Source organism: Pseudomonas sp. FW305-70 (genome assembly GCF_058783925.1).
Window position 1 is genome coordinate 1 of record NZ_JBYSYZ010000052.1, and the last position, 19,377, is coordinate 19,377.

The window sequence follows — 19,377 nt, forward strand, 5'->3', positions numbered from 1 at the left end:
ACATTGCTGGCAATGCCGACGCCTTCGCGAGCAAGCCCGCTCCCACAGGTTCATGGGGTGGACTCAGGCTCGGTCAACATTTTGCGGAAGGTCTCCACCAACGGCCGCAAATTGATCCGGTGCCACGCCGCCCACAGCGGTCGGGTGAGGGAAATCCACGGCACTTCCCGCAGCACCACACCTGGCGGTGCGTTGCGGCTCAAGCCTTTCTGGATCATGGCACGGCTTGCCGTGCCAGCGGATGGTGCTCGGGCAGGGCCAGCAGGCTGGAGTACTTCAACCAGGCCCGCACCGGGCCGCTTGCGCGAGGAGGGCGTGATCAAGGGCTGGGGCCTGGGGGTGAACAAGGTCGAACCCTGCGAGCTGACCCTTGATCTGAGCGAAGCGCAGCCGGGCGGTTTTCTGCTGGCCGGTCGCTACACTCTTCCGGACCATGATCGCGCCTTGCAGCGTTTGATGGACGCCGCCCTGGCGCAGCAAGTCGAAATCGTGGTCGGCGGTGATTCCCGCTGCTTTCTGGCAGGCGTTGCGCGAGGCGAAGCTGATTTGCGAGCGCGCCCCCTTGCCCCTCATTGGAGCTTGAACATGAAGATTGATTTGAGCGCAAAACTGGCAATCGTCAGTGGCAGCACCGCCGGCATTGGCCTGGGCATCAGCCAGGCACTGGCCGAGGCGGGCGCCACGGTGGTGGTGATCGGCCGCGATACGGCCAAGGTCGAGCAGGCACTGGCGAGCATCCGTCAGCGTGTTCCTGCTGCGCAATTGCGTGGCGTGACCGCCGACCTGGGCACCGCCGAAGGCGCCGAGAAACTGTTCGCCGCCGAACCACGGGCAGACATCCTGGTGAACAACCTCGGGATCTTCAACACGGTGGACTTCTACGACGCCCCGGACAGTGAGTGGACGCGCTTCTACGAGGTCAACGTGATCTCCGGTGTGCGCCTGTCCCGGCACTACACACCGGGCATGGTCAAGCAGGGTTGGGGGCGGGTGATCTTCCTGTCTTCGGAATCCGGCGTGGCGACACCGGCGGACATGATCAACTATGGCGTGACCAAAAGCGCCAACCTCGCCGTGTCCCATGGCCTGGCCAAACGCCTGGCCGGCACCGGGGTGACGGTCAACGCGATCCTGCCCGGCCCGACCTTTACCGATGGCCTGGAAGACATGCTCAAGGACGCCACGGCCGAATCCGGGCGCAGCGCCCGGGACGAAGCCGATGCGTTCGTGCGCAAGGCCCGGCCGACGTCGATCATCCAGCGCGTGGCGGACGTCGAGGAGGTTGCCAATCTGGTGGCCTACATCGCTTCGCCGTTATCCTCGGCCACCACCGGTGCTGCCTTGCGGGTCGACGGCGGTGTCGTCGACAGCCTGGCCATCTGAACCTTATTGATTGGAGAAAGCATTTCATGGCAACTGCAACAGCCTTCATCGACATCCCGGCTTCGGCCGAACAGGTCTGGCAATTGATTGGCGGGTTCAACTCGCTGCCGGACTGGCTGCCGTTCATTCCCAGGAGCGAGCTCAGTGACGGCGGGCGCGTGCGCAGCCTGCAGACGGCGGATGGCGCGGTGGTGATCGAACGCCTGCAAACCTTCGACAACGCGGGCCGAACCTACAGCTACTCGATTGAGCAGGCACCCTTTCCGGCGACTGATTATCTGGCGACGATCAAGGTCGAGGCGCAAGGCGAGGGCGCGCGGGTGACCTGGTCCGGGCGGTTTGAACCGGTGGGCGTGAGCAATGAGGAGGTGGAGGCGTTGTTTACCGGGATTTATTCCGGCGGACTGCAAGCATTGCGGGCCAACTACCCGGCCTGACCGTCAAAATACCAACCCCCCTGTGGGAGCGGGCTTGCTCGCGAAAGCGTAGTGTCAGTCAACATATTTGTTGAATGAGAAACCGCATTCGCGAGCAAGCCCGCTCCCACAGGGGATCTGTTTTGATCATCGGATGAACACTAGGCCTGCGGTATCAAACTCTCCCGACAATCAAGCACCAGCCGCGCGCCGCCCAGTTCGCTGCTGCCCACCTCCAGCGTAAATCCGTGCAGGCTGACAATCGCCGCGACGATGGACAGGCCCAGCCCGAAGCCGGTCTTTTGATTGCCGGCCTCGGCGCGATAGAAACGCTGGAATACCGCTTCACGCTCCGCCTCGGGAATGCCGGGGCCGGAGTCGAGCACTTCGATCCGTGTATGCCCGCCAGCATTGACCCCGCGCAAGATCACCGCACCACCGGGCGGGGTGAACTTGATCGAGTTGCTGAGCAGGTTCGCCACGGCTTCGAACAGCAGCGCCCGGTCGCCATTGAGGGAGGGCAATGACGCGGGCAGGTGCAACTGGAAAACCAGGCCGTCGTCTTCCGCCAGGGGCAGGTAGAACTCATGCAGTTCCTGCAACAACGCCACGGGGTCCAGTTGCACGAACCCGGAGCGGCGCCGGCGATCTTCCAGTTCGGAAATCCGCAGCAGGCCACGGAAACGCGCCATCAGCGTATCGGCTTCGGCCAGCACCAGGTCCAGTTGCATGGCCTGCGGTGAGCCTTCGCCGGCTTGCTGCTGCATGCGGTAAAGCTGCGCGCGCAGACGGGTCAGGGGCGTGCGCAGGTCATGGGCGATGTTGTCGCACACACCCTTGACCTCGTGCATCAGGCGCTCGATGCGTTCGAGCATGGCGTTGACGATGGCGGCGAGCATGTCCAGTTCGTCACGCCGATTGGACAGTGGCAGGCGCCGGCTCAGGTCGCCCGCGACTATGGCTTCGGCACTGGCCTGGATCCCGCGGATGCGGCGCAACGGCCGGCGCCGCAGCAGATACCAGCCGACGATGCCCGGCAGGATGGTCAGGGTCACCCCCCAGAACAGCGCGTGAAGAATGATGCGGGTCACGGCGAACAGCGAACCGTTGTCGCGCACCAGCACCAGCCAGCGGCCGTCGAGGGTGCGGGTCGCCACGGCGTCGCAACTGTCGGCGGGCAGCGTCTGGTCGTCATTGTCGCCGTAGGCATCGCAGTCGCGCAGCATGTGGATCTTGCCATCGAGCGGCAAGCCGTCCGGAATGTAGCGCAGGGCGCCGCTGAGGTAGTGGTGCCGGGCATCGAACAGGCCGTAGGCGTCGATACCGCGGATGTCGAAGGCCATGCTGACGGCGAGGGCGTCCACCAGTTGTTCACCCGAGAAGCGCGAAAACAGGTGCTGGCGCTGCATCAGTGAATGCTTGGCCAGATTGTCCAGGTAAGCGGAAACCTCGTAGTACATGACCCCCATGAGAATCCCGCTCCAGATCACGAACAGCGAACTGTAGAGCGCCAGCAAACGGCTGCTGGAAGAGCGCCAGCCTTTAGACGGGTTCGGCAATGACATAACCCGAGCCTCTCACGGTCCGAATCAGTGGGGCATTGCCAGGCGGGTCGATTTTCTTGCGCAGACGGCCGATGTGTACGTCGATCAGGTTGGTGCCGGGGTCGAAGTGGTAGCCCCAGACTTCTTCGAAAATCATCATCCGCGAGAGGATTTGCCCGGTATTGCGCATCAGGAATTCCAGCAGTTTGTACTCGGTGGGCAACAGCGTCAGCAGTTTACCGTCGCGGCTCGCTTCGTGGCTGATCAGGTTCAGCTCCAGATCCGCCACCCGCAACGTGGTGGCCTGGGCGGTCACGGTGTTCTGCCGACGCAGCAGGACTTCGACCCGGGCGGCCATTTCATCGGTGGCGAAGGGTTTGGTCAGGTAGTCGTCGCCGCCGGCGCGCAAGCCGCGCACGCGCTCATCGACGTCGGACAGTGCGCTGATCATCAGGATCGGTGTCGCCACGCCCATGGTCCGCAGCGTGGTGACGATCGCCAGGCCATCGAGCTCGGGCAACATGCGGTCGAGGGTGATCAGGTCATAGTTGCCGCTGACTGCCCGCTCCAGCCCTTCACGGCCATTGTCGACCCAGTCGACGTCGAGGCCGTGGCTACTCAGTTCGGCGACAATTTCCCGGGCGGTCACGGCGTCGTCTTCGATGGTCAAGATGCGGGTCATAAGGCTGGCCTGATTTGCAGTTCAATACGAAGTTGCGAGCATTTTGCCAAGAAAAAACCGCGACTTAATAAATTAACTTTCATCTGGGCGGGGTCGCTTCACGCATCCCGGGGGAATTGTAGGAGCCAGCTTGCTGGCGATGGACTCACATGCGCCGCGTTTATCCAGCTCACACGCGTAATCGTTAACGACCATCGCTGCGATGCGGCGACCCGACAAGCCAGCTCCCACAAAAGACCGCAATGCCTCAAAAAAAGGTTGTCTGACCCCAGTGGCAACAAAAGCTATAAGCGCAAATAACCCATGCATAAAACCCGTTGGCTCAACCTGTTCCTTGCAGTTTGCATGGGGTCGGGAAGTTCAAACTTTCTAAGCGATTGAAGCACAACGATTTATTCACAGTGCGTGACTGGCACGGTGACTGCAATTCCTTCCTCGAAGAGTTGTAACACCATCTTTCTGCCTGGAGCGATATAACAATGAATAGATCCTCTGACGGTTTCTATCCCGCCATGGATGAGTCCACCACGCTGTCCGGCGTGTCTTGGGGCGCGATTTTCGCGGGTGCCGCTGCCGCGGCGGCGTTGTCGCTGATCCTGGTGTTGCTCGGCTTCGGCCTTGGTTTTTCGGCGGTATCGCCTTGGGCCAATGAAGGCGTGAGCGCCAAAGGCCTGGGGATCTCGACCATTGTCTGGCTGGCCTTCACCCAGATTGTCGCTTCGGGACTTGGCGGTTACATCGCCGGGCGACTGCGGGTGAAGTGGGCGTACATGCACGGCGATGAAGTTTACTTTCGCGACACGGCCCATGGTTTTCTGGCCTGGTGCGTGGCGACACTGGTGACGGCCACGCTGGTCGCCGGGTCGGTCAGCAGTCTGGTCGGCGGTGGCGTGCAGGCCGGGGCGAACATGGTCGGCGGTGCGGCCAGTGCCGCGACGCAAGCCGTGGGCACTGCGGCGGGCAATACCCAAGGCGATGAGTACGGTTACTTCGTCGACAGCCTGTTCCGTGATGATCGCCCGGTTGCCGTCAGTGATGATGCGGCCCGAGGCACCGTCACCCGGATCTTTGTGCGTTCCCTGAACAGGGGTGAACTGGCCGCCGAAGACCGGACTTACCTGGCGCAACTGGTCGCGCAGCGGACCAACCTCACCCAGGCTGACGCCGAACGTCGTGTCGATGAAGTCTATGCCCGCACCCGGCAAGCCGTGGCCGACGCCAAGCTGGCCGCTCAACAAGCCGCTGACACCGCCGCGAAAGTGGCGGCGTGGACCACGCTGTGGATGTTCGTTGCGCTGTTGGCCGGTGCGTTCTTCGCCAGCCTTGCCGCGACCTTCGGCGGTCGTCGTCGGGATGCGGTGGTGTATCTGGAAACCGATACCTACGTCACCACTGCATCGATTCGTTAATCCAGGAGAACTACCATGCGTTCATTACTGCTGTTCTTTCTCGGCGTGCCGATCCCGATCATTATTTTGATTGCGTTGTTTGTGCATTGATTCGACTGCAGAAGCTATAAAGCTTCGCGAGCAAGCCCGCTCCCACAGGAAGACACACCATCCACTGTGGGAGCGGGCTTGCTCGCGAAGAAATGAATCCGTCAGTCAATCGGCGTACTGACAAACACCTCAAGCCCTTCGGCATACGCCGTGAACGCGGCGACCCGCGGAAACTGCGCCGCACTCACCTGATCCGGCACCACCAGGTTGGTGAAGCTCCAGGCGACGGCGAGGGTGATGCCGTCCTGCCCGATCGCACCGTCAGTCTTCAGCGGCTGCTTTTCCAGCTCCCGCTCCAGCGCCGACCAGGCCGCCACCAGTTGTCCTTCGACCCGCTGCACCCAAGGTTCGAATTGAATTTCCACCGGCCGCAGGTTGCGCTCGTAGTAAAGCTGCACGGACTTTTCGCTGGCAGCCAGCGCCAGGCCGATCAGGCGCAACGCGCGCAGACGCTGAGCCGGTTTGTCGGGCATCAGGCTGTTATCGGCCAGGGTTTCCAGGTAGTCGACGATCAGTGTCGAGTCCATCAACACCTCACCGTCATCCAGCACCAGGGTGGGCGCCTTGACCACCGGGTTGATCTGCCGGAATTGTTCGAAGTGGCGGAACACCGAAACCGATTGATGTTCCAGCGTGATTCCCAGGCATTTGGCAGAAATGGCGGCGCGCCTGACATAGGGCGAGTCCAGCATACCGATCAGCTTCATGGTCCTTTCCTTTATATGGCCATTTCGGGAGGACAACCTTAGCTGAGGTTCGCCGCCGTGCAAATGGCAGGGAAAATGGCCTCGTGCAGGCCGTTTGTCTTCTATATACAGCCGCTCGATTGAATTTCTTGCTATAAACGCACTCCGATTACCGCCTCAAAGCCTGCCGTAGAGCATTTTCAGGGCTTTGTCGGACAAATTCGCTGTCTTTTCAGTTGCTGAGGCCTCAAGTCGGCCTTAGACTGCCGCCCCTCGTAAATTGAGTGCCGGGTGGCGCTTGGAACAAACGGCGCCTTTCCGATGGCCTGCCCAGGTCTGCCGGAACGCTCCCTAATTCGCCTTAATGCACGTTTTTTTATAGAGATATCAATGACAAAGGACAAGTTGCTGGCCATGCCGGCGGATGACTACATGAATGCCGAGCAACATGCTTTTTTCTCCGAGCTGTTGCAGAACATGAAAGTCGAAACCCATGAGCGCATCGAACAGAACCGCATCGCCATCGAGAGCCTGGACACCCCGGCCGATCCGGCGGACGCGGCTTCGGTCGAAGAAGAGCGCACCTGGCTGGTGAACGCGATCGATCGCGACCAGCGCATGCTGCCTCAGTTGGAACAAGCCCTTGAGCGCATCAAGGAAGACAGCTTTGGCTGGTGCGACGACAGCGGCGAGCCGATTGGCCTCAAGCGCCTGCTGATCAGCCCGACCACCAAGTACTGCATCGAAGCTCAAGAGCGTCACGAGCAAATCGACAAGCACCAGCGTCAGGCCTGATTCTGTGAGGCAGCCCTGTTGAACCGGGCTGCCTGGAAAAGATCGCAGCCTTCGGCAGCTCCTACATTTGTTCCGTAGGTGCTGCTGAAGGCTGCGATCTTTGTTTTCTGTCGTCTGCGATTTCCCGATTCTTCTATTGATCTGCTGCAAGGTTCGCGACTAAAGGCTCATGGATAATGGCCTTATGCCGGCGTTTAATGCGAAGACAACAATTAGAAGTTTTGCGGGGTGACGATGATGACAAGAGACGGGTCTCTGGCTGCGGCAGTGTCTGCACCAATGCTGTTGCCGAAAAACCGCTGGCTGACACCGACACTGCAAAGCATCGCCCTGATGCTGTTGTTATGTGGCATGACGTTGGGCGGTTGGTCGCTCTACCTGGGCCTGCCCCTGGCCGTACTGATCATCTGGCTGCCTCGCTTGCGTTCGCGCGCGACCCCACAGGCGGCTTCCCCCGACAACGCTGATGCCATCGGCGATTTGACTCGCGATCTTTCCTACACCACCAGCCATAACGCGCTCTCGGCCGCCGGGGTGGCGTTCTCGGTTCGGCAATTGGCGCAAAAGCTGCAATCGCAACTCTCGGCGGCGGCACAGATCGTCAGCAACGCCGAGGTCATGATTACCACCGAACACGCCACCTCGCTGCTCAGTCGCCAGGCGCTGAGCGCCGCCAGCGAGGCTCATCAAAGCGGCGTGATGGGGCGTACGGAACTGATCGAGTCCATTGCCCGCATGCATCAGCTCAGCCAGCGCGCCAGCAACAGCCGTGAACTGATCGAAGCCTTGAGCCTGCGCAGCGATGATATCCAGCGCGTGACCCTGGTGATTCAGTCCATCGCCAGCCAGACCAACCTGTTGGCGTTGAACGCCGCCATTGAAGCGGCGCGGGCGGGGGAGCACGGTCGCGGGTTTGCCGTGGTGGCCGACGAGGTTCGCGGGCTTGCCGCGCGCACGGCGACCGCGACAGGCGAAGTCGGCGAGATGGTGGCCGATATCCAGCAACGTACGACACAGGTGGTGGAGCAGATCCGCCAACTGTCCAGTGACCTCGACACTGGCGTCGAGCAGGTCGAGCGCACGGGGCAGCATCTGGAGAACATTGCCCGTCTGGCGGCCAGTGTCGAGTCCCAGGTCGGGGAAATCGCCCAGGGCGCAGACACCAACCGTGAACAACTCGACAGCCTGTTTCACGCCATCGAGCAGATGCGCAGCGACCTGGCGGTCAGCGACCAGCAGACTCAGCACCTGGCCCAGGCGGCGGTGCAAATGGAAGGGCAGGCCGAAACCATCAGCGAGCGACTGGCCGAGGTGGGGCTGGATGATTACCACCAGCGGATCTATGACCTGGCCCGGGAAGGCGCGAGCCGGATTGCAGAGCGTTTCGAGGCGGATATCGATGCCGGTCGAGTCAGCCTGGACGATCTGTTCGACCGCAACTACCAGGTCATCCCCCATACCAGCCCGGCCAAGTACCAGACGCGTTTCGACCGCTACACCGATCAGGTGTTGCCAACGATCCAGGAACCCTTGTTGCCGCGTCACGAAGGATTGGTGTTCGCCATCGCCTGCACCCAGCAGGGTTATGTGCCGACCCACAACCATGCGTTCAGCCAGCCGCTGACGGGGGACGCAGAGGTCGATGCCTTGCAGAACCGGACCAAACGCAAGTTCGCCGACCGCACCGGGATCCGCTGCGGCAGCCATCAGAAGGCCGTGCTGCTGCAAACCTATACACGCGACACTGGCGAGTTGATGCACGATCTTTCGGTGCCGATCATGCTCAAGGGGCGGCATTGGGGCGGTTTGCGCCTGGGCTACAAGCCGGAAAAACCGCGCTAGAAACCTCTGATGCTGGAGCGAACAACAAGTAGTCTGTGGCGAGGGAGCTTGCTCCCGCTGGACTGCGTAGCAGGCCCCTGCTCTTCAGGGAAAAGGAGGGGCCGCTTCGCGCCCCAGCGGGAGCGAGCTCCCTCGCCACAGGTACAGTGTTCATCCTTGAGTGATTGTTACAAATCCTGCAACTAACCTGTGCAGGGTTTTGCTGTTTCCTCACTGGTAACCTAATTAACATAGCTATTAATTAGGTTGCTAATGAAGTTCGGGGGACAGCATGCAAGGCAAAGTTGATATCGCGGTCATGGTCGGCAGCGGCGTACCTGCCAATCTGCGCTCCATGGGACGCAAGGTTTGCTGGGTGGTGTTGCTCAATGGCGAGCGCCGGGGCACGGCGTTCTCCAGTCGCGACGAAGCGCAGGAGTGCAAGGCTGCCTGGTTGGCGCAATTGAACGCCGAAAGACCTGACAGCCAGCATTGAAATGGTCAGTGGGTCTGATGCATGCGCAGGTTCAGGTCGTCGACCACCCGCGCCCAGTCTGCGTCTTCGCGCAGTTGTTCCTTGAGGAAGCCGGCCTGCTGCGGTGACCAGAACTCGGCGTCGATGAGCTTCTTGTCGTCGGGCAGGAAATGGCCGGCAATGAAGTCGTCGATCGCTTTCTGGCTGGAGTCCAGGCCGAGCTGGTCGAACAGGCCTTTGAGGTCGTGTGTCGGTGATTCCATCTTCATCTCCTTGCAGGTCATCAGTCGGGTCGAGGGGCGATGTGCGGTCTCCTGATTTGGAGGGCGCCGCACGGGTGGAGTTCGATCACGATGTTCAAACGCAACACAGAGCATAGACCGCCAATCCGGGTGTCAGGCTTTCAGTGCCCCGGCATCGACCGCCGCCTTCAGTTCCCTGGCCGATTCCTGGGCCGCAATGGCAGCGACATCCGGGGTTTTGAACCAGCGGTCTTTTTCGACCTGGTGATAGGTCACGGTCTTGAGCGGAGGTTTGGCGCGCATGACAATCACGGCCTGGAATTCACCCTCGACTTCTCTGGCTTCACCGCGGATAAAAAACTCGCCGATATCAAATTCCGTCACGTTGCAGACTTCCCCTGGAAATATATTGTTGTTGTCAACGCCATCCGATTTGTTGCGGATCCGTTTTATTGGGTGGGCAGTATGGCAGTAGTTGCCCGTCGACGGCTGAGATAAGTCGACGGGCCGAGCAAACGTCGATGAAAATGAGCGCGGCGGGCCTGTCAACCGTGTGATTCAAGAAACCGGGCGAGGGCGCAGGCTTCGTTATGATTGGCTCGGAAACCTCTTACACAGCCTGTAGAAATATCCTTGATGTGAAAGAAGGCAATGCCCGCCATCACCACCTGAAATCGCGGGCGGGGAGGGGCATCGAGAAGCGGTTCAGAGGGGCCGAACGGTATCGGCTGCGAGATCGCTGCTGTTTTCGAGTCAGGTACCAAGGGATAGGCAAAGTGTGTCAGTGTGCACATATGAAGTCCTTTTCATTGTTTTGCCGACGTATGTACGTCGTTTTGGCTAGTCTTCAGGAGCATCGCTGCTCTAGAATCACCCTTATTGGTGGGTGAATGATGTTTATCTAAAGCAATTTTTTGCTGATGATATGTAGGAAAATTTGTTCTCTTGGTGAGATTTTTCCCCGAAGTTGATAGTCCATAATTTTCTGGCAGCAGGAAGGGCGTTTTCCTTCAGCCTGTGACGAACGCCAGTCAGGACGACGCGAGTGACGTTCCAGTAGTCTTCTCAAGCTTCGTGATGAATGAGTGCACTGCTCATTCAGGACTTCAATCCGGGTTCTCTGGCTACACCTTCGGCATTGCCGCTTTTTTGGCTGTGCGTTTATTTTCGCGTACGGCGCCATTTTTCAGATGTGGGGATGTTTCCTTGGCAGTAAGTAATCTCGATATGCATGCCTTGTTCGTGCTGGGCGATTTGCGCGCAAAGCTGGTCAAGCAGTTTCAGTCACGTTTCGTTTACATCACCGAACAGAACGCTGAAGGCATTTACATTGCCGAAATCGACACCGAATCAGCCCTGGTGGTGGACGACAAACCCGGGCTCAAACTCAAGGTCGGCGATCATTTCAGCGCCTCCGTGCTGCCCAGTCGCGAAGGCGGCAAGCTGGACATCAGGTTCCGCGACATCAAGCTGACGGTTTACGGAATTGGCGATTACGCCTTCGTGACCACCGCCGACGGTCAGGGAATAGTGTTCAAGGAAGGTCATAGCGTGGTGATGGTGTTTGCCGCCCATCAACAGTTGCAGGAAGGCCTGACCAAGACCCTCAAGGCCGTGACCACCAAAGTGGCCAAGTGGCGCAAGGGCGAGCTGGTGACCTTCAAGGCCAGCGAGTGATGACCCTGACCCGCGCCGACTTCCACGAACAGAACCTGGCCAGCGCTCAAGACGAAGCGCGGCGGCTGTTCGGGCACAAGCCCCTTCTGCAAGGAGCCTGGCTGAACTGGGTGGCGTCACAGCTTTACCAACTGCAACCGGCGCCCTACGCCAGCATGGTCAGACGAGAGCTGACGCGTTTGCAGGAAACTTCCGAAAACTGATCCCCGCACCTCGAAAGCAGGAACCTCTACTACAGTCATTGGACTGAGTATTCAGAGGCTTCGCGGTCTACTGCCAGGCCATCCTGCTATTGCTGTGAACAGCACGAGGTGCAAAAGCATGAACGGATTTCGACGGTTGCTGGCTGCTGCCCTGGCCACTTTCGGTTTGCTGGCGACACCCGCCCCGGTGTTTGCCGCCCAGGCGCCGATCCACTTCGCTGACCTGAACTGGGAAAGCGGCAGCCTGATCACCGATGTCCTGCGCATCATTGTCGAGAAGGGCTACGGGCTGCCCACCGATACCTTGCCGGGTACCACCATCACCCTGGAAACCGCGCTGGCCAACAATGACATCCAGGTCATTGGCGAAGAGTGGGCCGGTCGCAGCCCGGTCTGGGTCAAGGCCGAAGCCGAAGGCAAAGTCGTCAGCCTCGGCGACACGGTCAAGGGCGCTACCGAAGGCTGGTGGGTGCCGGAATACGTGATCAAGGGCGACCCCGCCAAGGGCATCAAGCCGCTGGCGCCAGACCTGCGCAGCGTCAGCGACCTGCCGCGCTACAAAGACGTATTCAAGGACCCGGAAGCCCCGACCAAAGGGCGTTTCCTCAACAGCCCTATCGGCTGGACCTCGGAAGTGGTCAACAAGCAGAAACTCAAGGCGTACGGGCTGGACGACAGCTACGTGAACTTCCGCAGTGGTTCGGGCGCGGCCCTGGATGCAGAGATCAGTTCGTCCATTCATCGTGGCAAGCCGGTGCTGTTCTACTACTGGTCGCCCACGCCGTTGCTCGGCCGCTTCAAGCTGATTCAACTGGAAGAACCACCGTTCGACGCCGAGGCCTGGAAGACCCTGACCGACGCCGACAACCCCAATCCACGGCCGACCCGTTCCCTGGCTTCGAAGCTGTCGATCGGTGTGTCCACTCCCTTCCAGAAGCAATATCCGCAGATTGCCGAGTTCTTCGCCAAGGTCGACTTTCCGATCGGCCCGCTGAACAAGGCGCTGGCCGAGATGAGTGAGAAACATACACCACCGCGCCAGGCGGCAGAGGCGTTCATGAAGGCTCATCCGGACGTCTGGCGGGCGTGGCTGCCCAAGGACGTGGCGGATAAAGTCTCCGCCGCCCTGTAGGCGCTGCCGCAGGTCGGGATCTTTTGATCTTCGTCATGAAAAGGCAAAATCAAGACATCGCAGCCTGCGGTAGCTCCTACAATGTTCGGTTCATATCCCTTTCAAGGATCTCTGAACCATGACCCTGTTGTTGGCTCAGTCGCTGGTGACGATCTTCACCGTGATCAGTGTGGTGCATGTGTATTGGGCGTTGGGTGGCGAGTGGGCGGCGGTGGCGGCGGTCCCGCAAGTACCGCAGGAGGGCAGTGCGCAACTGAGACCGGCGTTCACACCGCGAGGCTGGATCACGCTGGTGGTGGCCGGACTGTTGCTGTTGATTGCCATGCTGGTGTGCTTGCGGGTGGGTTGGTGCCTGCCACCCTTGCATCACCGGTCGCTGCAGTGGGTGATCAGCGCCATTGCGATCTTGCTGTTTGCCCGGGCCATTGGCGATTCGGAGCTGGTGGGTTTTTTCAAAGAGGTCAAAGGCTCGAAATTTTCCCGGCTGGACACCTGGGTTTATTCGCCCTTGTGTGTGGTGTTGGGGGCGGGGTTGTTGGCGGTGGCCTGGGTCTGAGACAGCGACGTTTCTGTAGTGACAGTACTGGCCTCTTCGCGAGCAAGCCCGCTCCCACAGTGTCTGGTGTCGTACACACCTTTTGAGTTAGACACCCACCCTTGTGGGAGCGGGCTTGCTCGCGAAGAGGCCGGTCCAGTCGATACAAATCCTTGGTCTAGCTGCCGCTCTCGGTCCGCCGACTACTCACCTCCGCCGGCACATCATCCCCGGCCATGCGTTTACGAAACAGCGCCGCCCGGGCCAGCAGCAAGGTGGTCACGGGCACGGTAATCGCCAGCAGGATCGGAATCAGCCAGGCGTGCAAGACCGGCGCGGACTTGAGCGCCGAAAAATAGATGATCGAAGCCAGCGCCACGCACCAGGCCCCGAGCGTCGAGGCCAGGGCCGGTGGGTGCATGCGCTGGAAGTAATCCCGCATGCGCAGCAGGCCCGTGGCGCCGATCAAGGCAAACAGGCTGCCGAGCACCAGCAGGATCGCCACCGGGATTTCCACCCACAACGACAAGGGCGTATTCATTCGATCACCTCACCACGCAGCAGGAATTTCGCCAGGGCGAAGGAGCCGACGAACCCGAACAGGGCGATCAGCAGCGCCGCCTCGAAGTAGGTGTCACTGGCATAACGGATACCCAGCGTCAGCATCATCAGCATCGCGACGATGTACAGGTAGTCCAGCGCCAGGACCCGGTCCTGGGCCGACGGCCCTTTGAACAGGCGGATCAGGGTCAGGACCATCGTCAGGGAAAACAGGAACAGGCTCAGCAGGATCGCGTTCGCCAGCAAGGGGCTCATTCGAAGATCTCCATCAACGGACGCTCGTAGGTCGTCTTGAAGTGCTGGATGAACAGCGCCTCGTCGTCCAGGTCGAAGACGTGCAACAGCAGAATGCTGCGGTCCAGCGCCAGCTCCGACCAGACCGTACCCGGCACCACCGTGGTGATCATCGACAGCGCGGCCAGGCCGTTGGCGTCACGCAAGTCCAGCGGCACCTTGATGAATTGCGAGCGGGGCGGGCGGCGACCGGCATTGAGCACGCTCCAGGCCACGGCGAGGTTGGACACCAGCACGTCGCGCCCGACCAGCAGGACCAGGCGCAGGATCACCCCCGGACGACGGATGCGCACCGGCAGCGGACGCAGCCTGCGCATCATCAGCGGCGCGCAGAACCCCAGCGCCGCACCCAGCAGCAGATTGCCGGGACTGGTCGACAGGTTCAGCAACAGCCACAGCAGGCACAAGGCCAGCGACAGCAAGGGGGCGGGAAACAGGCGCTTCATGGTTGCACCTCCTGCGGGATCGCCTTGGCCGAGGGGTTCGGTACGACGCGGGTGTCGAGTACCGCCATCACGTATTGCTGCGGGTTGTACAAGGCATCGGCGGCGGCCTGGGTGTAGCGCAGCAGCGGATCGGCCTTGAAGGTCAGCGCAATGCTCAAGCCCAGCAGCGCAAAGATTGGCACGCATTCCAGGCGTCGCAGCAGGGGCGATGGTCGTTCCGCCGGCGTCCAGAAGCGCTGGATGCCCAGGCGCGAGAAGGCGACCAGCGACGCCAGCCCCGACACAATCAACAACACCAGCAGGCCCCACGCAGCGTTGGAAATCGGTGCATCGCCGCTGTTGCCCAGGCCCAGCGGATTGAGCAGGGCGCCGATCAGACCGAGTTTGCCGATAAACCCGGAGAGCGGCGGCATGCCGATGATCAGCAAGGCGCAGGCGATGAAGCTCAGGCCGAGAAACGCCATGGTCCACGGGATCACCTGGCCGACCACGGCTTTGCGGTCGTCGTCGAGGTTGATGCCTTTGGGGGGATGCAGGGATTCCAGAGGGCGGGGCAGCAGTTCGGCTTCATCTTCAAGCTGTATCTCGTTGGCCGAGCGCGAACGCTCGATCAGTTCGGCCAGCAGGAACAGCGCGCTCAAGGCCAGGGTCGAGCTGAACAGATAGAACAGCGCTGCGCCCACCAGGTTCGGCTGGGCGAAACCGATGGTCGACAACAGGATGCCCGCCGACACCAGAATGCTCAGGCTGGCCATGCGCTCCAGGCGTTGCGCGGCGAGGATCGCAAGGGCGGCGCAGACGATGGTCGCCATGCCGCCGTAGATCAGCCACTCCCCGCCAAAGAACGCCGATGCCCCGGCCTGGGCGGAGAACAGCAGCGTCCACAGGCGCAGCAAGGTGTAAACGCCGACCTTGGTCATGATCGCGAACATTGCCGCCACCGGCGCACTGGCCGAGGAATAGGCCGGAACCAGCCAGAAGTTCAGCGGCCACATGCCGGCCTTGGCCAGAAACGCGACGGCCAGGATCCCTGCGCCGGCGTGCAGCAAGCCCCGGTCAGCCTCGGACACCAGCGGGATTTTCACCGCCAGATCGGCCATGTTCAGCGTGCCGGTCACCCCATAGATCAGCGCCGCGCCAATCAGGAACAGCGACGAGGCCAGCAGGTTGATCGAGATGTAATGCAGCCCCGACGACACCCGCGCCCGACCCGAGCCGTGGAGCATCAACCCGTAGGACGCGGCCAGCAACACCTCGAAGAACACGAACAGGTTGAACAGGTCCGCGGTGAGGAATGCGCCGTAAAGCCCCATCAACTGGATCTGGAACAGCGCGTGGAAACTGGAACCTGCGCTGTCCCAGCGGGCCATGGCGAACAGCAGGGCACTGACGCCGATGATGCCGGTCAGCACCAGCATCAGCGCCGAAAGGCGATCGACCACCAACACCAGGCCGAACGGCACTTGCCAGTTGCTCGGCAGGTACACGCCGATGGAGCCGGGCACGCCGGTGGTTTGCGTCCATTGCAACAACGCCACGGCAATGCCCAGCCCGAGCAGGCTGGAGAACAGATTGATCCTGGCCTTGAGCGGCCGGTGCTTCTCGCCGAGCATCAGCATGATCGCGGCCGTCAGCAACGGCAGCAGAATGGGCGCGACGATCAGGTGGGTCATCGCCATCATTCCCTGGGCTCCCGGCCATCCACATGGTCAGTGCCGGTCAGTCCCCGGGACGCCAGCAGCACCACCAGGAACAGCGCGGTCATGGCGAAACTGATGACGATCGCCGTCAGCACCAGCGCTTGCGGCAACGGGTCGGTGTAGTGCAACAGATCCTGCGGCACGCCGTCCTTGATGATCGGCTCCTTGCCGATGAACAGGCTGCCCATGCTGAAAATGAACAGGTTGACGCCGTAGGACAGCAGGCACAGGCCCATGACCACCTGGAACGTCCGTGGGCGCAGGATCAGCCAGACGCCGGACGCGGCCAGTACGCCGATGGCGATTGCGATGACTTCTTCCATCAGACGGCTCCCTTGGCGGCAACGGATTTAGGCTGGGCAGCGGTTTTGTGACCACGCACCGATTGGTGGGCGAGGGCGGTGAGGATCAACAGGGTCGAGCCGACCACAACGCCGTACACGCCGACGTCGAAGAACAGCGCGCTGGCCAGGTGAATGTCACCCAGCAGCGGCAACGAAAAATGCCAGGTATGGGTGGTCAGGAACGGATAGCCGACCAGCATCGCACCCAGGCCGGTGGCCGTGGCAATCATCAGGCCCGTGCCCATCCAGCGCAGCGGTCGCAGGCTCATTTGCGCCTCGACCCACTGCGTGCCGGCAACCATGTATTGCAGGATGAACGCCACCGACATCACCAGCCCGGCGACAAAGCCGCCGCCCGGCTGATTGTGCCCGCGCATGAACAGGTAGAACGACACCACCAGCGCCACCGGCAACAGCAGGCGTACCAGCACCGCCGGCACCATCATGAAGCCGAGCGCGGTGTCGCTGGCGTGACGCGGGTTGACCAGGTCGGTGACCACATCCGGTGCGAGCAAGCGTTGCTGGGCCGGCAGCTGCAAGCTTTCTTTCGGCGGGCGGAAGCGGCGCAGCAGGGCGTAGACGGTCAGGGCCACGGCCACCAGTACGGTGATTTCACCGAGGGTGTCGAAACCGCGGAAGTCCACCAGCATCACGTTGACCACGTTGCTGCCGCCGCCTTCGGGCAAGGCGCGACTCAGGTAGAAGGAGGAAATGTCGTTGGGGGTCTGGCGCGTCAGCATGGCGTAGGACAGCAACGCCATGCCGACACCGACCACGGTCGACAGCAGCAAGTCGCGGATCCGCCGCACCCGCGCCCGGCGCAGGCTGCCCGGCAACGGCGAGACTTCTTCGATCCGCCGTGGCAGCCAGCGCAGGCCCAGCAGGATCAGCACCGTGGTCACCACTTCGACCGCCAGTTGGGTCAGGGCCAGGTCCGGCGCCGAGAACCAGACGAAGGTGACGCAGGTCATCAGGCCGCAGACGCTGACCATGGTCAGGGCCGCCAGACGGTGATACTTGGCCTGGTACGCCGCGCCAAGGGCGCAGGCGATGGCCAGCAACCACAGGGTGACGAAGACGATCGAGCCGGGGATCTTCGGCCGGTCGCCCCAGTGCAGGCTGCTGTGCAGCATGGGAATCAAGCCGGCCAGCACGGCGGCGAGCACCACCAGGAACAACTGCATCTGCAGCCGTCGGGTGCCAATTCGCGGCTCCAGGCGACGGGCCAGGCGCATGCTGGCGACCAGTGCCCATTCGAACAAGTGCTTGCCGTCCAGGCGACCCAAGACGGGCGGGCGGTTGAAGCGTCCGCGCTTGAATTGATTGCGCAGCAGCAGGTAAAGCACGGTGCCGCAGGACAAGGCGATCAGGCTCATGATCATCGGCGCGTTCAGGCCGTGCCAGATGGCCAGGCTGTATTCGGGCAGGGTGCCGCCGACCACCGGTTGCGCCGCCGCCGCGAGCAACGGGCCGACCACCTGCGCCGGGAAGATCCCCACCAGCAGGCAAGTGAACACGAGCAGCTCGACCGGCGCGCGCATCCAGCGCGGTGGCTCGTGGGGGGTGTGAGGCAAGTCGGTCGCGGGCGGACCGAAGAACACATCCACGGTGAAACGCAGGGAGTAGGCCACGCTGAAGGTACCGGCGATCGTTGCCACGATCGGCAGGCTCAGCTCGACCCAGCGCGTGGCATTGATGAACACGGTTTCGGCGAAGAACATCTCTTTGGAGAGGAAGCCGTTGAGCAACGGCACGCCGGCCATCGAGGCGCTGGCGACCATGGCCAGGGTGGCGGTGAACGGCATCAGCTTGTACAGGCCGCTGAGTTTGCGGATATCGCGGGTGCCGCTTTCGTGGTCGATGATGCCCGCGGCCATGAACAACGAGGCCTTGAACGTCGCGTGGTTGAGGATGTGGAACACCGCGGCGACGGCGGCCAGCGGGCTGTTCAGGCCGAGCAGCAGGGTGATCAGGCCGAGGTGGCTGATGGTCGAGTAGGCCAGCAATCCCTTGAGGTCGTTCTGGAACATCGCGCAATACGCCCCGAGCAACAGGGTGCAGGCACCGGCGCCGCTGACGATGTAGAACCATTCTTCACTGCCCGAAAGCGACGGCCATAGCCGCGCGAGCAGAAACACCCCGGCCTTGACCATGGTCGCCGAGTGCAGGTACGCCGATACGGGCGTCGGCGCGGCCATGGCGTGGGGCAGCCAGAAGTGGAAGGGGAATTGCGCGCTTTTGCTCAGGGCGCCGATCAGGATCAGGGGCAACAGGATGGGGTAGAGGTCATGGGCACGAATCAGGTCGCCGGCGGCCAGGACCTTGTCCAGGTCATAGCTGCCGACCACATGGCCGAGCAGCATGACCCCCGCCAGCAGGCACAAACCGCCCGCACCGGTCACCATCAGCGCCATGTAGGCACCGCGCCGGGCATCGGCGCGATGGTGCCAGTAGCCGATCAGAAGGAACGAGAAGAGGCTGGTCAGCTCCCAGAAAAACACGATCTGGATCAGGTTGCCGGAGATCACCAGCCCCAGCATGGCGCCCATGAAGGCCAGGAAAAACGCGAAGAAGCGCGGCACCGGATCATTCGGTGACATGTAGTAGCGGGCGTACAGCGACACCAGGGTGCCGATGCCCAGCACCAGCAGGGAGAACAGCCAGGCGAAACCGTCCATGCGCAGGACGAAGTTCAGGCCCAGGCTGGGCAGCCAGGAAAACTCTTCGCGAATGACGCCGCCATGGGCGATCTGCGGGTACAGGAATGCGACCTGAACGCTGCCGATCAGGGCGATCAGGCCAGCCAGCAGGGATTCGGCGTTACGGGCATTGTGCGGCAACACGGCCGCCAAACAGCTGCCTATGAAAGGCAGAAGCAGTAGAACTATCAGGGACATAGGCTTCTAATCTGCGGAAGTTTGTGAAGCATCATACGTGCCAGC

Annotated in this window: 22 protein-coding genes and 2 pseudogenes; 11 read left to right on the forward strand and 13 right to left on the reverse strand. The window is 61.6% G+C overall.

The window, feature by feature from the left end; genetic code table 11:
* Positions 1 to 50 precede the first annotated feature (50 nt).
* Positions 51 to 221 (reverse strand): annotated as a pseudogene (locus tag AC3WN7_RS25855) (LysR family transcriptional regulator); the annotation flags it as partial.
* Positions 222 to 266: 45 nt separating this feature from the next.
* Between AC3WN7_RS25855 and AC3WN7_RS25860 the strand changes: the two are divergent.
* From AC3WN7_RS25860 to AC3WN7_RS25870, 3 genes and pseudogenes are all read left to right on the forward strand, one after another.
* Positions 267 to 504, forward strand: a pseudogene (locus AC3WN7_RS25860) (aldo/keto reductase); the annotation flags it as partial.
* An 81-nt stretch (positions 505 to 585) separates the two neighbouring features.
* Positions 586 to 1,383 carry an SDR family NAD(P)-dependent oxidoreductase gene (locus tag AC3WN7_RS25865; protein WP_007973742.1) on the forward strand — a complete coding sequence of 266 codons (798 nt, stop codon included), beginning with the start codon at positions 586 to 588 and terminating at the stop codon, positions 1,381 to 1,383.
* Between the two features lie 26 nt (positions 1,384 to 1,409).
* The gene (locus AC3WN7_RS25870) at positions 1,410 to 1,820 is read left to right on the forward strand and encodes an SRPBCC family protein (RefSeq protein WP_095967992.1); all 411 of its coding nucleotides are present in this window, start codon (positions 1,410 to 1,412) and stop codon (positions 1,818 to 1,820) included.
* Between the two features lie 140 nt (positions 1,821 to 1,960).
* Here AC3WN7_RS25870 and AC3WN7_RS25875 read toward each other — a convergent pair whose 3' ends face one another.
* Both AC3WN7_RS25875 and AC3WN7_RS25880 read right to left on the reverse strand, forming a co-directional pair.
* Positions 1,961 to 3,364 carry a sensor histidine kinase gene (locus AC3WN7_RS25875; RefSeq protein ID WP_102675537.1) on the reverse strand — a complete coding sequence of 468 codons (1,404 nt, stop codon included), beginning with the start codon at positions 3,362 to 3,364 and terminating at the stop codon, positions 1,961 to 1,963.
* Complete coding sequence (locus tag AC3WN7_RS25880; protein WP_095967990.1) at positions 3,342 to 4,025, reverse strand: response regulator transcription factor; 684 nt, start codon at positions 4,023 to 4,025, stop codon at positions 3,342 to 3,344. Before AC3WN7_RS25880 ends, AC3WN7_RS25875 begins: the two co-directional genes overlap by 23 nt.
* Positions 4,026 to 4,504: 479 nt before the next feature.
* On the opposite strand from AC3WN7_RS25880, the gene AC3WN7_RS25885 reads away from it, so the two are divergent.
* Entirely contained in the window at positions 4,505 to 5,434 is a 930-nt protein-coding gene (locus AC3WN7_RS25885) for a hypothetical protein (RefSeq protein ID WP_102675539.1), read from the forward strand.
* 191 nt (positions 5,435 to 5,625) lie between these two features.
* On the opposite strand, the gene AC3WN7_RS25890 is transcribed toward AC3WN7_RS25885, so the two are convergent.
* The gene (locus tag AC3WN7_RS25890) at positions 5,626 to 6,231 is read right to left on the reverse strand and encodes a glutathione S-transferase (protein WP_095967988.1); all 606 of its coding nucleotides are present in this window, start codon (positions 6,229 to 6,231) and stop codon (positions 5,626 to 5,628) included.
* 369 nt (positions 6,232 to 6,600) lie between these two features.
* Here AC3WN7_RS25890 and AC3WN7_RS25895 point away from each other — a divergent pair, with 369 nt between their 5' ends.
* From AC3WN7_RS25895 to AC3WN7_RS25905, 3 genes are all read left to right on the forward strand, one after another.
* Entirely contained in the window at positions 6,601 to 7,005 is a 405-nt protein-coding gene (locus AC3WN7_RS25895; protein ID WP_007935965.1) for a TraR/DksA family transcriptional regulator, read from the forward strand.
* Between the two features lie 699 nt (positions 7,006 to 7,704).
* Positions 7,705 to 8,847 carry a methyl-accepting chemotaxis protein gene (locus AC3WN7_RS25900; RefSeq protein ID WP_409077339.1) on the forward strand — a complete coding sequence of 381 codons (1,143 nt, stop codon included), beginning with the start codon at positions 7,705 to 7,707 and terminating at the stop codon, positions 8,845 to 8,847.
* Positions 8,848 to 9,118: 271 nt separating this feature from the next.
* On the forward strand, positions 9,119 to 9,322 hold the full coding sequence (locus tag AC3WN7_RS25905) for a hypothetical protein (RefSeq protein WP_102675541.1): 204 nt from the start codon (positions 9,119 to 9,121) through the stop codon (positions 9,320 to 9,322).
* A 5-nt stretch (positions 9,323 to 9,327) separates the two neighbouring features.
* Here the strand turns inward: AC3WN7_RS25905 and AC3WN7_RS25910 are convergent, their stop codons facing one another.
* The 3 genes from AC3WN7_RS25910 to AC3WN7_RS25920 all read right to left on the reverse strand — a co-directional run bounded on the left by AC3WN7_RS25910 (position 9,328) and on the right by AC3WN7_RS25920 (position 10,337).
* A complete protein-coding gene (locus AC3WN7_RS25910) occupies positions 9,328 to 9,564 on the reverse strand; it encodes a DUF2789 domain-containing protein (protein ID WP_015094504.1) in 237 nt (78 codons plus the stop codon).
* A gap of 132 nt (positions 9,565 to 9,696) precedes the next feature.
* Complete coding sequence (locus tag AC3WN7_RS25915; RefSeq protein ID WP_007973761.1) at positions 9,697 to 9,927, reverse strand: hypothetical protein; 231 nt, start codon at positions 9,925 to 9,927, stop codon at positions 9,697 to 9,699.
* Positions 9,928 to 10,088: 161 nt separating this feature from the next.
* Positions 10,089 to 10,337: a hypothetical protein gene (locus AC3WN7_RS25920; RefSeq protein WP_095967986.1), complete on the reverse strand. Its 249-nt coding sequence runs from the start codon at positions 10,335 to 10,337 to the stop codon at positions 10,089 to 10,091.
* Positions 10,338 to 10,749: 412 nt separating this feature from the next.
* Between AC3WN7_RS25920 and AC3WN7_RS25925 the strand changes: the two genes are divergently transcribed.
* The 4 genes from AC3WN7_RS25925 to AC3WN7_RS25940 all read left to right on the forward strand — a co-directional run bounded on the left by AC3WN7_RS25925 (position 10,750) and on the right by AC3WN7_RS25940 (position 13,111).
* The gene (locus AC3WN7_RS25925) at positions 10,750 to 11,220 is read left to right on the forward strand and encodes a hypothetical protein (protein WP_095967985.1); all 471 of its coding nucleotides are present in this window, start codon (positions 10,750 to 10,752) and stop codon (positions 11,218 to 11,220) included.
* On the forward strand, positions 11,220 to 11,423 hold the full coding sequence (locus tag AC3WN7_RS25930) for a hypothetical protein (RefSeq protein WP_102675542.1): 204 nt from the start codon (positions 11,220 to 11,222) through the stop codon (positions 11,421 to 11,423). The genes AC3WN7_RS25925 and AC3WN7_RS25930 overlap by 1 nt, the downstream gene beginning before the upstream one ends.
* A gap of 118 nt (positions 11,424 to 11,541) precedes the next feature.
* Positions 11,542 to 12,555 carry an ABC transporter substrate-binding protein gene (locus AC3WN7_RS25935; protein WP_095967983.1) on the forward strand — a complete coding sequence of 338 codons (1,014 nt, stop codon included), beginning with the start codon at positions 11,542 to 11,544 and terminating at the stop codon, positions 12,553 to 12,555.
* A gap of 118 nt (positions 12,556 to 12,673) precedes the next feature.
* Positions 12,674 to 13,111 carry a DUF3995 domain-containing protein gene (locus tag AC3WN7_RS25940; protein WP_095967982.1) on the forward strand — a complete coding sequence of 146 codons (438 nt, stop codon included), beginning with the start codon at positions 12,674 to 12,676 and terminating at the stop codon, positions 13,109 to 13,111.
* 157 nt (positions 13,112 to 13,268) lie between these two features.
* On the opposite strand, the gene AC3WN7_RS25945 is transcribed toward AC3WN7_RS25940, so the two are convergent.
* From AC3WN7_RS25945 to AC3WN7_RS25970, 6 genes are read right to left on the reverse strand one after another with little or no spacing between them, the layout of a single operon-like run.
* Complete coding sequence (locus AC3WN7_RS25945) at positions 13,269 to 13,631, reverse strand: Na+/H+ antiporter subunit G (RefSeq protein WP_095967981.1); 363 nt, start codon at positions 13,629 to 13,631, stop codon at positions 13,269 to 13,271.
* Entirely contained in the window at positions 13,628 to 13,906 is a 279-nt protein-coding gene (locus AC3WN7_RS25950) for a K+/H+ antiporter subunit F (protein WP_015094510.1), read from the reverse strand. The genes AC3WN7_RS25945 and AC3WN7_RS25950 overlap by 4 nt, the downstream gene beginning before the upstream one ends.
* Positions 13,903 to 14,391, reverse strand: a complete 489-nt coding sequence (locus AC3WN7_RS25955; protein WP_095967980.1) for a Na+/H+ antiporter subunit E — start codon at positions 14,389 to 14,391, stop codon at positions 13,903 to 13,905. Before AC3WN7_RS25955 ends, AC3WN7_RS25950 begins: the two co-directional genes overlap by 4 nt.
* Positions 14,388 to 16,073 carry a monovalent cation/H+ antiporter subunit D gene (locus AC3WN7_RS25960; RefSeq protein ID WP_102675543.1) on the reverse strand — a complete coding sequence of 562 codons (1,686 nt, stop codon included), beginning with the start codon at positions 16,071 to 16,073 and terminating at the stop codon, positions 14,388 to 14,390. The genes AC3WN7_RS25955 and AC3WN7_RS25960 overlap by 4 nt, the downstream gene beginning before the upstream one ends.
* Entirely contained in the window at positions 16,070 to 16,414 is a 345-nt protein-coding gene (locus tag AC3WN7_RS25965) for a Na+/H+ antiporter subunit C (protein ID WP_007973781.1), read from the reverse strand. The genes AC3WN7_RS25960 and AC3WN7_RS25965 overlap by 4 nt, the downstream gene beginning before the upstream one ends.
* Positions 16,414 to 19,332: a monovalent cation/H+ antiporter subunit A gene (locus AC3WN7_RS25970; protein WP_102675544.1), complete on the reverse strand. Its 2,919-nt coding sequence runs from the start codon at positions 19,330 to 19,332 to the stop codon at positions 16,414 to 16,416. The genes AC3WN7_RS25965 and AC3WN7_RS25970 overlap by 1 nt, the downstream gene beginning before the upstream one ends.
* Positions 19,333 to 19,377: the final 45 nt, after the last annotated feature.

What these genes read in the sequence shown, in the direction of transcription:
- AC3WN7_RS25865 (WP_007973742.1), top strand. Translation starts at nt 586, where the DNA reads ATGAAGATTGATTTGAGCGCAAAACTGGCAATCGTCAGTGGCAGCACC.
- AC3WN7_RS25870 (WP_095967992.1), top strand. Translation starts at nt 1,410, where the DNA reads ATGGCAACTGCAACAGCCTTCATCGACATCCCGGCTTCGGCCGAACAG.
- AC3WN7_RS25875 (WP_102675537.1), bottom strand. Translation starts at nt 3,364, where the DNA reads ATGTCATTGCCGAACCCGTCTAAAGGCTGGCGCTCTTCCAGCAGCCGT.
- AC3WN7_RS25880 (WP_095967990.1), bottom strand. Translation starts at nt 4,025, where the DNA reads ATGACCCGCATCTTGACCATCGAAGACGACGCCGTGACCGCCCGGGAA.
- AC3WN7_RS25885 (WP_102675539.1), top strand. Translation starts at nt 4,505, where the DNA reads ATGAATAGATCCTCTGACGGTTTCTATCCCGCCATGGATGAGTCCACC.
- AC3WN7_RS25890 (WP_095967988.1), bottom strand. Translation starts at nt 6,231, where the DNA reads ATGAAGCTGATCGGTATGCTGGACTCGCCCTATGTCAGGCGCGCCGCC.
- AC3WN7_RS25895 (WP_007935965.1), top strand. Translation starts at nt 6,601, where the DNA reads ATGACAAAGGACAAGTTGCTGGCCATGCCGGCGGATGACTACATGAAT.
- AC3WN7_RS25900 (WP_409077339.1), top strand. Translation starts at nt 7,705, where the DNA reads ATGGGGCGTACGGAACTGATCGAGTCCATTGCCCGCATGCATCAGCTC.
- AC3WN7_RS25905 (WP_102675541.1), top strand. Translation starts at nt 9,119, where the DNA reads ATGCAAGGCAAAGTTGATATCGCGGTCATGGTCGGCAGCGGCGTACCT.
- AC3WN7_RS25910 (WP_015094504.1), bottom strand. Translation starts at nt 9,564, where the DNA reads ATGGAATCACCGACACACGACCTCAAAGGCCTGTTCGACCAGCTCGGC.
- AC3WN7_RS25920 (WP_095967986.1), bottom strand. Translation starts at nt 10,337, where the DNA reads ATGTGCACACTGACACACTTTGCCTATCCCTTGGTACCTGACTCGAAA.
- AC3WN7_RS25930 (WP_102675542.1), top strand. Translation starts at nt 11,220, where the DNA reads ATGACCCTGACCCGCGCCGACTTCCACGAACAGAACCTGGCCAGCGCT.
- AC3WN7_RS25935 (WP_095967983.1), top strand. Translation starts at nt 11,542, where the DNA reads ATGAACGGATTTCGACGGTTGCTGGCTGCTGCCCTGGCCACTTTCGGT.
- AC3WN7_RS25940 (WP_095967982.1), top strand. Translation starts at nt 12,674, where the DNA reads ATGACCCTGTTGTTGGCTCAGTCGCTGGTGACGATCTTCACCGTGATC.
- AC3WN7_RS25945 (WP_095967981.1), bottom strand. Translation starts at nt 13,631, where the DNA reads ATGAATACGCCCTTGTCGTTGTGGGTGGAAATCCCGGTGGCGATCCTG.
- AC3WN7_RS25950 (WP_015094510.1), bottom strand. Translation starts at nt 13,906, where the DNA reads ATGAGCCCCTTGCTGGCGAACGCGATCCTGCTGAGCCTGTTCCTGTTT.
- AC3WN7_RS25955 (WP_095967980.1), bottom strand. Translation starts at nt 14,391, where the DNA reads ATGAAGCGCCTGTTTCCCGCCCCCTTGCTGTCGCTGGCCTTGTGCCTG.
- AC3WN7_RS25960 (WP_102675543.1), bottom strand. Translation starts at nt 16,073, where the DNA reads ATGATGGCGATGACCCACCTGATCGTCGCGCCCATTCTGCTGCCGTTG.
- AC3WN7_RS25965 (WP_007973781.1), bottom strand. Translation starts at nt 16,414, where the DNA reads ATGGAAGAAGTCATCGCAATCGCCATCGGCGTACTGGCCGCGTCCGGC.
- AC3WN7_RS25970 (WP_102675544.1), bottom strand. Translation starts at nt 19,332, where the DNA reads ATGTCCCTGATAGTTCTACTGCTTCTGCCTTTCATAGGCAGCTGTTTG.